We start from the raw sequence: 13,232 nt of genomic DNA, 5'->3' as shown, positions 1-13,232 counted from the left end.
GAGTAATTCCTCTGTATTGAAGCCCCGCGGGGCCATCAGTTGATCTGTGCGACCTGACTCAGCAGGACCCCGCCAAAACCATCCACATCCAGGTAGGCGCCGTCGCTGCCGGTCATGCCCACGCCGGCGACCTTGCCGCTGACATAGGTCGCCGCGGCGGCGTTGCCGGCCTGCGCCTTCAGGCCGTAAGTGCCCGGCGCCAGGGCACTGCCGTTGTCGCCGATGCCGTCCCAGTGGAACGCCGCCAGCCCCGACGCAGGCTTGCCCAGGTTCAAGGTGCGCAGCACGTTGCCGGCCGCATCGGTGATCTGCACCAGCACCGTGCCGCCGCCGTCGGGAACGTTCACTGCGCCATCCAGGCCGCCGGCCTGCAGATTGCCCGCCGCCGAGGGCACGGTGACGCCGCGGCCGACCAGGCTGCTGGCCTGAAGCAGCTGGTTGCCCTGCAGCGACTTGCTCAGGCTGTCGAACGAGCTCTGCAGCGCCTGCGTGGCCGAGACCTGGCTGATCTGCGCCAGCTGGCTGACCATCTGCGACGAATCCGCCGGCTTGGTCGGGTCCTGGTTGCGCATCTGCTGCACCAGCAGGCTCAGGAAATCGGCCTGGCCGAGGGTCTTCTCCTTGCCCAGGCTGGCCGCCTGCGCGGCACTCGCACCCACGCCGGAAACACTCATGTCGCTCATGCCATGCACCTCACGGATTCATGCCTCATTTGCCCAGGTCCAGTGTTTTCTGCATCAGCTGGCGCGTCGAATTCATCACCTCGACGTTGTTCTGGTACGAACGCGAGGCCGAGATCATGTTGACCAGCTCGTCGACCGGGTTGACGTTGCTGCTGTAGACGTAGCCGTCGGCATCGGCCAGCGGGTTGCCGGGCTCGTAGCGGCTCGGTATGGCAGCCTGGCTCTCGGTGACGCCGAGCACCTGCACGCCCCCGCCCGACGCGTCGCCGCTGCCGGCCAGCTGGTTCTGCACGGCCGCGAACAACGGCTCGCGGGCGCGGTAGGCCCCATCGGGCGTGCCGGCCACGCTGTCGGCGTTGGCGAGGTTGCTGGCCACCGTGTTCAAGCGCAGCGATTGCGCAGCCATGCCGGAGCCGGCCACGCTGAAGATGGAAAAGAGCGACATCAGCCCTGCCCCCCGGTGATGGCGGTGCGCAGCATGCGGATCTGCGCGGTGATGAAGGAAAGGCTGGCCTGGTAATGCACGCCGTTGGCGGCAAAGGCAGCCTGCTCGGCCTGCGCGTCGACGGTATTGCCGTCCATGCTCGGCTGGGTCGGCACGCGGTAGGCGAGGCCGTCCGCCGCCTGCCCCGCCGAACCGATCTGGCGCGGGTCGGTCGTCTGCAGCGGCAGGCCCTCCGGGCTTCCGCCCGCGGCAGCCAGCACCTTGCGGAAGTCGATGTCGCGGGCGAGATAACCCGGCGTGTCGGCATTGGCCAGGTTGTTGGCCAGCACCTCGGTACGGCGCTGCCACAGGTCCAGCGCCTGGGTGTGGATGCCGAACAGGTTGTCAGGGGTCAGGCTCATCGCTTCGCTCCGCGTGCAGTTGCCGCACGGAGCTGGCAGCAAATTGCATGCCACCACCTGGAAACCCTTGTCGCGACTGGGCTGGCAGGCCAGCCGCCGCGGCGACGCGAGGATGGCGCCGGCGAAAAGACGGTTTGTTGACGCTGCCTGGCGCGCGCCGTGCGACGGTCAGTCCGCCGGCACCTGCGGCGGCTCCGGGAGCAGATCCAGCACGGCCTGCGCCAACAGGTCCGGCTGGAACTTGGCGACGAAGCGGTCGGCCTTGACCTCCTTCACCATCGCCTCGTTGAAGATGCCGCTGAGCGAGCTGTGCAGCACCACCTTGAGCCGGTGCAGGTTGGGCGCCTCGCGGATCGCACGGGTCAGCGCATAGCCGTCCAGCCGCGGCATCTCGATGTCGGAGACCACCAGCCGTACACCTTCAGCCGGATCGCCGGCGGCCAGTTCCTGCAGGCGGTCGAGCGCCTCGCGGCCATCCTTCGCCACCACGCACTCGATATCCATCTGCTTGAACAGGCTGACCAGCCGGCGGCGGGCGATCAGCGAATCGTCCGCCACCAGCACGCGCCGCGGCGCCAGCGAGCGGGCGCCGGCGACGCGCTGCATCTGCTCGGACAGTTCGGCCGGCGCGGCATCGATGCTGGCCAGCACGTGCTCCACATCCACCACCGCCAGCAGCATGCCGTCGACCCGGGTCACCGCATTCACCCGCGTGCCGAAGCCCAGCGCGCTCGGCGGCGCCACCAGCGTGTCGCCTTCGCATTGCACCATGCGCTGCAGGTCGGCCACCAGGAAGCCCTGCATCGAGCGGCTGAACTCGGTGACCATCAGGTGCGCCGACTCGACGTCGCGCAGCGGCGCATAGCCGAGCGCAGCAGCCAGGTCGATCACCGGGATGGTCTGCCCGCGATAGTCGCAGCTGCCGGCCAGCAGCGCGTGCACGCCCGGCATGCGTTCCAGCGGCGGGCGACGCATCACTTCGCGCACCTTGAATACGTTGATGCCGAACAGCTGCTCGTCGCCCAGCCGGAACAGCAGCATCGCCACGCGGTTGTGACCGGCCAGCCGGGTATGTCGTTCCACCTTTTCCAGCAGCGTGCCGCCCATGCGGGCTCCTCGATGGCGTACCGCGCGCAGCGGCCCTACGCGCAGGCTATCGGCCGCGATGCGGCGCGCTTGAGCGCCGCTGGCCACCGACATCGTCCGGCCGGAGTGGCATGCGACTTGCTTCCTCAAGTTTCGAGGATTCCTGACGATGCAGCTCCTGCATTCCCGCGCCATACAAAAGGTGATGTCCGCCCCATGAGCCTGATCTGGAACCAGCACCTCGCCGCCCTGGCGGAGGCCGCCGCCTCCGGCAACGATGCGCAGGTTGCCGTGCTGCGGCGCAAGTACCCACGCGCGGCGCAGGCGCTGGCGCCGCTGCTGGCCCGCGTCGCCGGCCGGCCGCCGGCAGCGGTGGCGCTGCAGACGGTGGAGCAGCAGAGCCTGGTGCTGGGCGCGGTGCAGCAGCTGTCGCGCGAGCAGGTGGCGCTGGAGAAGGCGGCGACCGACAGCCGCGGCAGCGTCGATCGCTTGACGGATGGGAGCGCCGGCATCTCGACGGCCCTGCACCAGGTCGGCGCCGACCTGGACCAGGCCAGCCAGGCCGGGCTGGCCGGCACCGGCACCGTCAGCGAGCTCGACGGGCAGCTGCGGATGCTGCGCAGCGCGCTGGCCGCGATGAACCGCAACCAGAGCAAGCTGGCCGAGCAGGTGGCGCAGATCCGCAAGCTCACCGGCGTGGTGCAGGAGATCGCGCACCAGACCAACCTGGTGGCGCTGAACGCGGCGATCGAGGCCGCGCGCGCGGGCGAGGCGGGCCGCGGCTTCGCCGTGGTTGCCGACGAGGTCAAGCAGCTGGCGGAGAAGACCACGCTCACCACCGCCGAAATCGAAGCCGTCACCGGCTCGATCGGCGATTTTTCGCTGCAGCTCAACGGCGACGTGCAACATGGCCTGCAGCAGCTGGAACGGGCGCAGGCCGGCGTCGGCCAATCCGGCGCGATCCTCGACCAGGGCGGCACCGCGTTGCGCGCGGCCGGCGAACGCATCCGCAAGCTGCAGCAGAGCCACGATACGCAGCATGCGCGCGCCACCGCGGCGCAGGCCGCGCTCGGCGCGCTGCAGCGCCGCGGCAGCGAGGCGCGACGCCAATCCGAATCGCTGCACCGCGCCGCGCTGCTGGCCCACCGGCTGGGGCTGGACTGGCTGGAAGGCATCAGCGGCGACGACCCGGCCAGCCTCAGCCTGACCGTGCGCGAGGCCGCGCTGAACCTGCGCCAGGCGGCGGAACTGGCCCTGCTTGAACCCGGCGCGCTGGACCGGCGCTGGTTTGACACCCACGCGATCCATCGGAGCATCGGCCGGCTGGCCTCGCTGCACCAGGGCAAGCCGGCCGGCGCCGGCCTGGCCGAGGTCGGCGAGCAGTTGCGCGAGCAGGGCAGCCGCTTCGTCGCGCTGCTGTGCGATGGCCAGCTCGACCAGGCCGCGCGGTTGTCGCAACAGCTCGAATCCGGGCGCGAAGCCCTGCTCGGGCAACTCGGCGCCTTGCTGGCGGACGCATGAGCGACTGCCGGACCGCCATCCGCCTGCTCTGGCTCGGCGCGCTGTGGCTCGGCGTTGCCCACGCCGCCGTCGCCATGCAATCGCCCGACAGCGTGCGCGCCGCGGCCGAACAGGCCGTGCGCGCGCACTATGCGCTGCCGGGCAGCCGGATCGCCGTCACCGCGGCGCCGCTCGACCCGCGCCTGCAACTGGCCGCCTGCGCCGAACCATTGCGCGCGATCGTCGCCGGACATGCCGCGGCCGCACCGCGCATGACCGTACAAGTGCAGTGCCCGCAGCCCGGCGGCTGGATCGTGCGCGTGCCGCTGCAACTGCAGCTGTTCCGCACCGTACTGGTGACCAACCGGCCACTGCTGCGCGGCGACGGCCTGGGCGCCGCCGACGTGCACGCCGAGGAACGCGACGTCACCCGGCTCGGCTACGGCTACCTCGAGAATCTCGACCAGGTGGCCGGCCGCACCCTCAACCGTGCGGTGGCCAGCGGCAGCGTGCTCACCCCAGGGGCGCTCGGCGGACGGCGCATGGTGCGCGCCGGCGACCATGTGCAGATGGTGGCCAGGCTTGGCGGCATCGAGGTGCGCATGGCTGGCGTGGCGCTGGGCAGCGGCGACAACGGTGCCCGCCTGAGGGTGCGCAACGAAAGCTCGGGCAAGGTGGTCGATGCGATGGTCAGCGCTCCCGGCGAGGTGCTCGCCCTGCCATGAGCCGGTCGCGGTGGGCATCGCCTCCGCCATAATCCCTGTCCACCCTAAAGTTTCCGCGAATCCGGCCGATCCCCTGATTACAGGGCCACATCCCAGCGAGAACGGACGCATGAACACGACCATTTCCAACAACGGCCTGCCGAAATTCCCGCAGGCCGCCAACAGCCCGGGCAACGGTGCGGCGACGCCGGCGCCCGCACCGGCGGCATCCGGCGCGCCCGCCGCCAAGGCCGACGATCAGCTCAAGCTGACCGATTCGGCGCTGGCGCTGCAGCAGGCTGCGCGGACGGACGACAGCGCCGCGATCGACCCGCAGCGGGTGGAACGGCTGCGCACGGCGCTGGCCGACGGCAGCTACAGGATCGACGCCGGGCGCATCGCCGACCGCATGATTTCGCTGGACCAGCAGCTCGGCGGCACAGGCAAGGCATGAGCCAGCCGCTGCAGCACGAACTCGACGACGCGCTGGCGGCCGTGCTGGGCGACATGCAGCAGGCCGTCACCCGCCTCGCGCAGGTGCTCGAAGCCGAGCGCGGTGCACTGGACGACGGCGACAGCACCGCGCTGGACCAGGCCGGCGCGCACAAGCAGGCGATCCTGCTGCAACTCGAACAGCTCGACGCCGAACGCCGGCAACTGGCCCGCGAACTGCCGCCGGCGAACTCCGCGCTGGAGCCGGCCTGGGCCGGCATCGTGCAGTCGCTGCGCCTCTGCCAGCAGCTCAACCAGCGCAACGGCAAGGCGGTCAACCAGCGGTTGAATCTGGTGCGTCAGGCGCTGGCGGTGCTGACCGGACATGCCGGCGAGGGCGGACTCTACGGCCGCACCGGGGAACTTCACGCGAGCCTGCGTTCGCACGCATTGGCCGCGGCATGACACGGCAATGAGCAAGACCGTCGCCGCCTGCCTGCGCAGACGGTCCTCCCACTGACTGCGAAGCGGGCCACGGCATGCTTCGGCGTTAATCGCGACGACTGACTGATCATGAGCACACCCAACGCCTCCCACTCCCCCGCAGCCGCCACCGCTCCCGTTTCCGTTCCCGGCGTGCAAGGCTACGAGGGCGCAAGCGCCGCTCCATTGCCGGTGCTGCGCGTGCCGATGCTCGATCGCGAACGCCAGCTGTTCGCCTACGAGATCGTCTTCCACCGCGAAGCCGGCGATGAGCAGACCCTGCTGCAGAACGTGCTGGCGACCATCACCGACGGCGCATTGACCAGGCTGGTACGCGGCAACCGCGCCTTCCTCAACCTGCCGTCCGAGCTGTTGCCGGAAGACTTCGACGTGCTGCTGCACCAGCCGCGCCTGGGCGTGGTGCTGCAGCCGCACACGGCAAACGACGCGCCGCTCATGAAGCGCCTGCAGCAGATGGCGCAGCGTGGCTGCCAGTTCGTGCTCGATGCATCCGACACCGACCCGGAAAGCACCCTGCCGCTCGAAACGCTGCTGCACATGGTGCAGCTCGTTCGACTGGACGCCAGCCGGCTTTCGCCGGAGTGCCTGAAAGAACGCGCCGAACACCTGCACGCGCGTGGGATCCGCGTGATCGCGGGCCAGGTCAACGATCACCAGACCTACGAGCGTTGCCTGGAACTGCCGCTGCAGGCGATCCAGGGACGCTACCTGCTGGTGCCGCAACCGGTGGCGGTACCCGTGCTCACCGCCAACCGGCTGAGCATGCTGCGGCTGATGCGGGTGCTGCAGGAAAGCAATCCGGGACCGGTCGAGCTGGGCAACATCATCCGGGACGACGCGGTGCTCAGCTACAAGCTGCTCAGTTGCGTCAACTCGGCCTACTTCGCGCTGCCGCGGCAGCTGAAGTCGGTGCAGCAGGCGGCGATCTTCTTCGGCGTCACGCGCATGCGCAACTGGATCGACACGATGGCGATGTGCGGCATGGACGACCGCCCGCCGGAGTTGCTGCGCGCCGCGCTGATCCGCGCCCACATGTGCGAGAAGCTGGCCGCCGGCATGCCCCCCGGTCATGCGGAAATGGCCTTCACCGTCGGCCTGTTCTCGTTGCTGGACACGCTGATGTGCGCGCCGATGGAATTCCTGCTGACCCATCTGCGGCTGGTGCCGGAGATCAGCGACGCACTGACCGGCCGCGGCGGCCCCTTCGCGCCGCTGCTGCAGCAGATGCTCGCCTGGGAGGCCGGCGAGCTGACCAGTGAGCACGTCATGCCCCAGCGCATCCAGCGGATGGCCGCGATCTACCTGGGCGCCACGCAGTGGGCCGACCAAGTCTACGCCAACGCCAGCGGGAAAGCGGCCGCCGAGTAGCGGCTGCGCGTCACCTTTCCCCGCGTATTCGCCGGCGCCGGCTCAACGCCCGCGCCGCAGCCGCCACCCGGTGAGCGCCGCACCGCACGCCGCCAGCGTCAGCCACATGCAGGTGGCCCACAGGTCGTTGCCCAGCCACAACACGCCGGCCACGATACCCACGACCAGGGCACCCAGGCCCAGCGCGAGCCAGCCGTCGGGGCGGCGGCGCTGCGTGGTGAGCAGCAGGAAGGCGCCCAGCGAAGCCAGCAACACGGCGAGGAGCTGGCGTACCCAGACGAACTCCGGCGGTACCGGCAAGTCCGGGAAGACGTCCAGCACCGGCACGTCGCCGACCTGCACCATGTAGCCCTTGCCGTCGGCGGCATCGGACGCCGCCACCAGCCGGTCGCCGTCCCGGCGGCCGATGACGGTCAGCTGCTGCAGCGGCACGGCCGACCAGCTCACCCGTACGTCGCCGAGCCGCGGATCGCCCGGCCGTGCACTGGTCACCAGGTAGCCCTGGTAGCGACTGAAGCTGGCCGCCAGATTTTCCGGCAGGGCCGCCGCATCCGGCTCGACCCGCTGCGTGCCGGGCAGCGCGCGCAACAAGACCGGGCCGAGCGTGAAGGCGCCGAATCGCACCAGGCCGGCGTCGAACTGCTTGCCGCCGACCGGGAAGCTCCCCGGGTTCGCGTGCCCTTTCGGGTCCTCGAAACGGCTGGCATCGACCGGTCGGTCGAGCCAGTCCAGCTCGTAGTGCACGCTGCCGCCGAAGCGCACCTCGCGCCACTGGAACATCTCCACGTGGCGCACCAGCACCGGCGTGTCCACACGCTGGTTGAACTCCGGGTCGTACGGCGCCTCCACCACTTTCGGGGTGCCTACCACGCGAACCATGCCGCCATGCCCGCCGGCTGGCGCAAGCCCATCCGCACCGAGATCGATCACCTCGCCGCCGTGCTGGCTGGCTACCGCGCGGTAATGGAGCAGGCCGCGAGCGGTCATCGCCGCCAGCCCGATGCCGGCGAGCACCAGCAGCGTACCGACGACGTTCAGCGCCAGGCTGCGCATGGCCGTTCCCCCGCGTCCGCTCATCAGGCCGCTCCCGCCAGGGTGGACGGTGGCATGCCGCGCAGCGCGCGCTGCTCGTCGGCAGTGCTGAAACGGCCGCGCTCGTCGCGCGTCACCGTTGCCAGCGCGCAATCGTGGTCGTGCGTGAAGAACAACCGCACGTCGCGCGCCAGTTTGTCTTCCAGGAACACCCGCTTCTCGTCGATCAGCTTCTCCGGCCAGCGGTCGTAGCCCATGGTGATCGGCAGGTGCACCCAGAAGCGGCCGGGGATCAGGTCGGCGCAGAACACCACGCCGCCGACTTCGGCCAGCATCAGGCCGGGCGTATGGCCGTCCGAAAAGAAGAAGCGCACCGACTCGCCCAGCGTCCGCGAATGTTCGCCCTCGACCAGCTCCAGCCGGCCGCTCGCTTCCAGCAGCGGCTGCAGCTCCGGCACGAACGAGGCGCGGTCGCGCGGGTGCGGGTGCGTGGCGCGGCGCCAGTGCTCCGCGCCCACCACGAAATGCGCGTGCGGGAACAGCAGCCGCGGCGGCTGGCCTGCCTCCCATGCCGCCAGCAGGCCACCGGCATGGTCGAAGTGCAGGTGGGACAGCACCACCACGTCGATGTCCTCGTGGGTGAGCCCGGCCTCGGCCAGCGAATCCAGCAGCACGTGCCGCGGCTCGACCACGCCGTAGCGCTCGCGCAGCGCCGGCTCGAAGAACGCACCGATGCCCGTCTCGAACAGCACGTTTCGCCCGTCCAGATCCTTCACCAGCAAACAGCGGCAGGCCAGCGGAATCCGGTTCTCCGCATCCGGCGCGATCCAGCGCGACCACAGCGCTTTGGGAGCGTTGCCGAACATCGCACCGCCATCGAGTTGCTGCGAATTGCCGAGCAGGGACCAGAGTTCCATATCAGATATCTCGCGTTGCCGACGGATTCGCCGGGAGCGAATCCGGACGCCGCAGGCGGCCCCGCGCAACGCGCGGGGTGAGGTCCATGGATGGGCCGAACAACATGGCGCCACCATCCAGTTGCTGAGAATTGCCGATGAGCGAGAACAATTCCATGGTCTGACCTTGTTGGGAACTTCGAAAAAACCTCGATTTGGACCGTCGTCCCAGCGAAAGCTGGGACCCAGTGACTCTGGCTCACCGAAACCCTTGGCGCTGGATCCCGGCTTTCGCCGGGATGACGAGCAAAGGCCAGTTTTTCGAAGGGCCTACTGCACCTTGCCCAGCCCCGACGGCCGGCGCGGATCGCTGGCGGCATCGAGCTGGTTGGCCTTGCGGTCCCAGGTCACCACGTTCATGAAGCCCCACGATTCGCGCGGCTTGAGCGTGTAGCCCATCTTCGTCAACGCGTCGCCGGTGGCGGCGTCGAAGGTCCCTTCTTCCACGTTCACCACGTCCGGCAGGTATTGGTGGTGGAAGCGCTTGTGCGCGGCGATCTGCTGCGCGCTCTCGCCGTCGATGAAGTGCAGGATGCCTTCCAGCACCTGGGTGATGATGGTCGAGCCGCCGGGCGAACCGATCACCGCGGTGCGGTCGGCGCCGATCACGATGCTCGGCGACATCGACGACAGCATGCGCTTGCCCGGCGCCGGCGCGTTCGCCGCGCTGCCGAGCAGGCCGTATACGTTGGGCTTGTTCGGCACCAGCGCGAAGTCGTCCATCTCGTCGTTGAGCAGCACGCCGGTGCCCGCGGCGACAAAGGCCGAGCCCATCGTGTAGTTCACCGTGGAGGTCACCGCAGCCATGTTGCCGTCGGCGTCGATGATCGAGAAATGGGTGGTATGCATGCCCGGCTCGGGCGCCTCGGCGCGCGGCAGCATCGACGACGGCGTGGCCTTGTCGGGCAGGATGCCCTGGCGCAGGCCGGCGGCATAGTACGGCGACAGCAGCATGTCCAGCGGCATCTGCACGAAGTCCGGGTCGCCCAGGTAATCGTTGTGGTCGCGGAACGCGCGGCGCATCGCCTCGATGATGTAGTGGGCGCGCGTGGCGGCATCCATCTTCGTCAGGTCGTAGCCTGACAGGATGTTGAGGATCTCGGCGATCGCCACGCCGCCGGACGACGGCGGCGGCGCGGTGACGATCTTGTAGCCGCGATAGTCGACGCTGATCGGCGTGCGCTCCTTGGCCTGGTAGCCGGCCAGGTCGGCCAGCGTCCAGTTGCCGCCGGCGGCGCGGACCGCCTTGACCAGCTTCTGCGCGACCTCGCCCCGATAGAAACCGTCGTGGCCGTGCGCAGCGAGCAGTTCCAGCGTGCGCGCCTGGTCCGGGTCGCGCCAGACCGCGCCTTCCGCCGGCGGCTTGCCGCCCGGCAGGTACTTGGCGGCCGAGGCGGGCCAGCGCTCGAGATCCTTCTGCGTGCCCGCGATCGCGCCGCGCAGGCGCTCGTCCGGCTGGAAGCCGTCGCGCGCGATGCGGATCGCCGGCGCCAGCGACTGCGCCAGCGGCAGGCGTCCGTAGCGACTGGACAGCAGCACCAGCCCGGCCGGCTGGCCGGGAATGCCGGACGACAGCGGTCCGCGCAGCGCAGTGTCGCGGTTCGGGCTGCCGTCCGGATTGAGGTAATCCTTCGGGTTCACCGCGGCCGGCGCGGTCTCGCGCGCGTCGATGAAGATGTTGCGGCCGTCCTTCGCCCGGTGCAGCACGGCCATGAAGCCACCGCCGGTGCCGGAACTCTCCGGCTCCACGATCGACAGCGTGGCCGCCACCGCCACCGCCGCGTCGAACGCGTTGCCGCCCTTGGCCAGCACTTCGAGGCCGGCTTCGGTGGCATGGAAGTTCGCGCTGGCGACGGCCGCATGGCCGGGGCGCAACGAAGCGGCATGGGCTGCCGCAACCGGAGCCGTCTTCGGCGCGCCGTCGGCGGCAAACGCGCTGCCGCCGACCAGCAGCAGACTCAACGACAGCACACGCCAGTTCAGGGAAAACGTCATGCCGCGGATTCCTTCGCCATCAGCTGGCGGTATTTGAGTTCGAGCTGTTCGTGCGATTCGGCGTGATCGGGGTCGCCGATGATGCATTCGACCGGGCACACCACCACGCACTGCGGTTCGTCATGATGACCGACGCACTCGGTGCACAATGCCGGATCGATCACGTAAAACTCCTCACCCAGCGAAATGGCGTGGTTCGGACAGGCCGGCTCGCAGACGTCGCAATTGACGCAGGTGTCGAGGATTTTCAGGGACATGGCTGCCGATACTACATGCTGGAGTGCGGCGCTCCGGAGGGAGCGCGCCGGCGCGCCGGGAAATCCGCGGCGAGCGCCTGGCCGCCGCTCCCGCGACGCGGGGCGGCGGCGCGAAGCCGCGCCGGCGGGGCCGGCGCAGCGCCGTGCTTACATGGCGACGAAGCGGATCGTGGCGCCGGTGGGCTTCAGCACGTCGTCCACGCGCTGCTGGTCGGCCGTGGCGCCGATGAACAGGACGATCACGTCCTTGAACGAGCCGGGCTTGGCATCCTTGAACGCCGCGACGACCAGGTCGGCCGTCTTCGCCGAATCCTGGCCGGCGAACACCAGCATGTTGCCCGGCAACACGCCGCGCGCAACGGCATCCTGCACGTTCGACAGCTGGCGGCCGCGGCCGGCCACGGCATCCTCGGAATCGCCCGCCGGCACCAGGTACGGATACGGGCGGTCGGCCTTCATGCCCTGCATGTTGTTCTGCACGATCTGGCCGAAGTAGGCGTTCCACGCCTTGCTGTCGTTCGGATCGGTCGGCTTGGTCGCCTGCTGGCTGGCCTGCGGGCCGGCCGGCCCGGTGGCTTCGTGTTTGCCGCAGGCGCTCAGGGCGAGACAGGCGGTCAGTGCGACGGCAGCAATGAGGACGAACTTACGCATGGTTATCACCTTCTGTTTCGGGTTGTTTGTTGGAGCCGGTCCGGCCCTTCTGCCAGCGCTGCCGCATGGCCTGTTGTACCGCCGGATGCACGAAGCCGGAGATATCGCCGCCTAGACGGCCGATCTCGCGCACCAGCGACGACGAGATGAAGCTGTATTGTTCGGCCGGCGTCAGGAACAGCGTCTCGGCCTGCGGAATCAGGTGCCGGTTCATGCTGGCCAGCTGGAACTCGTATTCGAAATCCGACACCGCGCGCAGTCCGCGGATGATCACGCCCGCACCGATCTGCTGGACGAAGGTGGCCAGCAGGCAATCGAAGCCGCTCACCTCGACGTTCGGCAGGTCGGCCAGCGCCAGCCGCGACAGGGTGATCCGCTCGGCCATGCTGAAGCCCGGGCCCTTGCTGGAGCTGTCGGCCACCGCCACCACCACGCGGTCGAACAACGGCGCGGCGCGCGCCACCAGATCGGCGTGACCGTTGGTGATCGGATCGAAGGTGCCCGGGTACACGGCCAGGCGCGGGTTGCCCAAAGGTTTGCTCACGAGACGGACACGACGGATGGATTGACCCTAGCTTAACGGAAGCGCGCGCCGATAGAGCGCAAAACGCACCTCGCCGGCATGGCCTTCGCGATGCGGCTGCCAGGCCGGCGGCAACGCCGGCACATGGCCACGGGGCGATTCCACGTAGATCCACGCCTGCGCGGCCAGCCAGCCGCCCTGCTCCAGCTGCCGTGCCAAAGTCGGCCACAGGTCCAGTGCAAACGGGGGATCGAGGAAGACCAGGTCGTGCCGCCGCCCCGCACCCTGCAGGTACAGACCCGCATCCAGCTCCGCCACCTGCCCACCCGGAGCCTTGAGCCGCGCCAGGTTCGCGCGCAGCGACTGCGCCGCGCGGGCGTCGCGCTCCACGAACTGCACGCCGGCGGCGCCGCGCGACAGCGCCTCGATGCCGAGCGCGCCCGTGCCCGCACACAGGTCCAGGCAGCGCGCACCGTCAAGCACCGGCGCCAGCCAGTTGAACAGCGTTTCGCGCACCCGCTCGGGAGTGGGGCGCAGGCCGGCCAGGTCCGGCACCTCCAGCCGCGAATTGCGCAGGCTGCCGCCGATGATGCGGACCCGCCCCGGGGCGCCCTTGCGCCCGCCGTTCATGCCGCCGCGCCCTCAGCGGGCGGTACAGGTTGGAGTGTTAGCATGCCGCCCATTGTCTTTGAATC

15 protein-coding genes and 1 pseudogene are annotated in these 13,232 nt (G+C 69.6%); 5 read left to right on the top strand and 11 right to left on the bottom strand.

Annotated features, from left to right (window positions below):
- Positions 1 to 35 precede the first annotated feature (35 nt).
- From DEO45_RS05915 to DEO45_RS05900, 4 genes are all read right to left on the bottom strand, one after another.
- Entirely contained in the window at positions 36 to 683 is a 648-nt protein-coding gene (locus tag DEO45_RS05915) for a flagellar hook assembly protein FlgD (RefSeq protein WP_114341379.1), read from the bottom strand.
- A gap of 25 nt (positions 684 to 708) precedes the next feature.
- Positions 709 to 1,128: a flagellar basal body rod protein FlgC gene (gene flgC, locus DEO45_RS05910; protein WP_114341378.1), complete on the bottom strand. Its 420-nt coding sequence runs from the start codon at positions 1,126 to 1,128 to the stop codon at positions 709 to 711.
- Positions 1,128 to 1,529, bottom strand: coding sequence for a flagellar basal body rod protein FlgB (gene flgB, locus DEO45_RS05905; protein WP_114341377.1), 402 nt, complete (start codon positions 1,527 to 1,529; stop codon positions 1,128 to 1,130). Before flgB ends, flgC begins: the two co-directional genes overlap by 1 nt.
- 168 nt (positions 1,530 to 1,697) lie before the next feature.
- On the bottom strand, positions 1,698 to 2,636 hold the full coding sequence (locus DEO45_RS05900; protein ID WP_114341376.1) for a chemotaxis protein: 939 nt from the start codon (positions 2,634 to 2,636) through the stop codon (positions 1,698 to 1,700).
- Between the two features lie 195 nt (positions 2,637 to 2,831).
- Here DEO45_RS05900 and DEO45_RS05895 point away from each other — a divergent pair, with 195 nt between their 5' ends.
- From DEO45_RS05895 to DEO45_RS05875, 5 genes are all read left to right on the top strand, one after another.
- On the top strand, positions 2,832 to 4,136 hold the full coding sequence (locus tag DEO45_RS05895; protein WP_114341375.1) for a methyl-accepting chemotaxis protein: 1,305 nt from the start codon (positions 2,832 to 2,834) through the stop codon (positions 4,134 to 4,136).
- On the top strand, positions 4,133 to 4,840 hold the full coding sequence (gene flgA / locus DEO45_RS05890; protein ID WP_114341374.1) for a flagellar basal body P-ring formation chaperone FlgA: 708 nt from the start codon (positions 4,133 to 4,135) through the stop codon (positions 4,838 to 4,840). Before DEO45_RS05895 ends, flgA begins: the two co-directional genes overlap by 4 nt.
- A 109-nt stretch (positions 4,841 to 4,949) precedes the next feature.
- Entirely contained in the window at positions 4,950 to 5,273 is a 324-nt protein-coding gene (flgM, locus tag DEO45_RS05885; RefSeq protein ID WP_114341373.1) for a flagellar biosynthesis anti-sigma factor FlgM, read from the top strand.
- Positions 5,270 to 5,716 (top strand): flagella synthesis protein FlgN, encoded by a 447-nt coding sequence (locus DEO45_RS05880; RefSeq protein WP_114341372.1) that lies wholly within the window; start codon positions 5,270 to 5,272, stop codon positions 5,714 to 5,716. Before flgM ends, DEO45_RS05880 begins: the two co-directional genes overlap by 4 nt.
- A gap of 108 nt (positions 5,717 to 5,824) precedes the next feature.
- Positions 5,825 to 7,123 (top strand): EAL and HDOD domain-containing protein, encoded by a 1,299-nt coding sequence (locus tag DEO45_RS05875; protein WP_114341371.1) that lies wholly within the window; start codon positions 5,825 to 5,827, stop codon positions 7,121 to 7,123.
- 42 nt (positions 7,124 to 7,165) lie between these two features.
- On the opposite strand, the gene DEO45_RS05870 is transcribed toward DEO45_RS05875, so the two are convergent.
- From DEO45_RS05870 to rsmD, 7 genes and pseudogenes are all read right to left on the bottom strand, one after another.
- Positions 7,166 to 8,176: a TMEM43 family protein gene (locus DEO45_RS05870; protein ID WP_223250801.1), complete on the bottom strand. Its 1,011-nt coding sequence runs from the start codon at positions 8,174 to 8,176 to the stop codon at positions 7,166 to 7,168.
- Between the two features lie 23 nt (positions 8,177 to 8,199).
- Positions 8,200 to 9,072 carry an MBL fold metallo-hydrolase gene (locus DEO45_RS05865; RefSeq protein ID WP_114341369.1) on the bottom strand — a complete coding sequence of 291 codons (873 nt, stop codon included), beginning with the start codon at positions 9,070 to 9,072 and terminating at the stop codon, positions 8,200 to 8,202.
- 309 nt (positions 9,073 to 9,381) lie between these two features.
- On the bottom strand, positions 9,382 to 11,106 hold the full coding sequence (gene ggt, locus DEO45_RS05860) for a gamma-glutamyltransferase (protein WP_114341368.1): 1,725 nt from the start codon (positions 11,104 to 11,106) through the stop codon (positions 9,382 to 9,384).
- Positions 11,103 to 11,411, bottom strand: a pseudogene (locus DEO45_RS05855) (YfhL family 4Fe-4S dicluster ferredoxin); the annotation flags it as partial. The pseudogene DEO45_RS05855 and the gene ggt, both read right to left, overlap by 4 nt.
- A gap of 99 nt (positions 11,412 to 11,510) precedes the next feature.
- A complete protein-coding gene (locus DEO45_RS05850) occupies positions 11,511 to 12,014 on the bottom strand; it encodes a hypothetical protein (RefSeq protein WP_114341366.1) in 504 nt (167 codons plus the stop codon).
- On the bottom strand, positions 12,007 to 12,546 hold the full coding sequence (gene coaD, locus DEO45_RS05845; protein WP_114341365.1) for a pantetheine-phosphate adenylyltransferase: 540 nt from the start codon (positions 12,544 to 12,546) through the stop codon (positions 12,007 to 12,009). The genes DEO45_RS05850 and coaD overlap by 8 nt, the downstream gene beginning before the upstream one ends.
- 39 nt (positions 12,547 to 12,585) lie before the next feature.
- Positions 12,586 to 13,167, bottom strand: coding sequence for a 16S rRNA (guanine(966)-N(2))-methyltransferase RsmD (gene rsmD / locus DEO45_RS05840; RefSeq protein WP_114341364.1), 582 nt, complete (start codon positions 13,165 to 13,167; stop codon positions 12,586 to 12,588).
- Positions 13,168 to 13,232: the final 65 nt, after the last annotated feature.

Source organism: Rhodanobacter denitrificans, assembly GCF_003335105.1.
In the GTDB taxonomy this organism is placed as follows: Bacteria; Pseudomonadota; Gammaproteobacteria; order Xanthomonadales; family Rhodanobacteraceae; genus Rhodanobacter; species Rhodanobacter denitrificans_A.
Note: the sequence above shows the minus strand (reverse complement) of the source record. Positions and strands in the feature narration are given on the sequence as shown.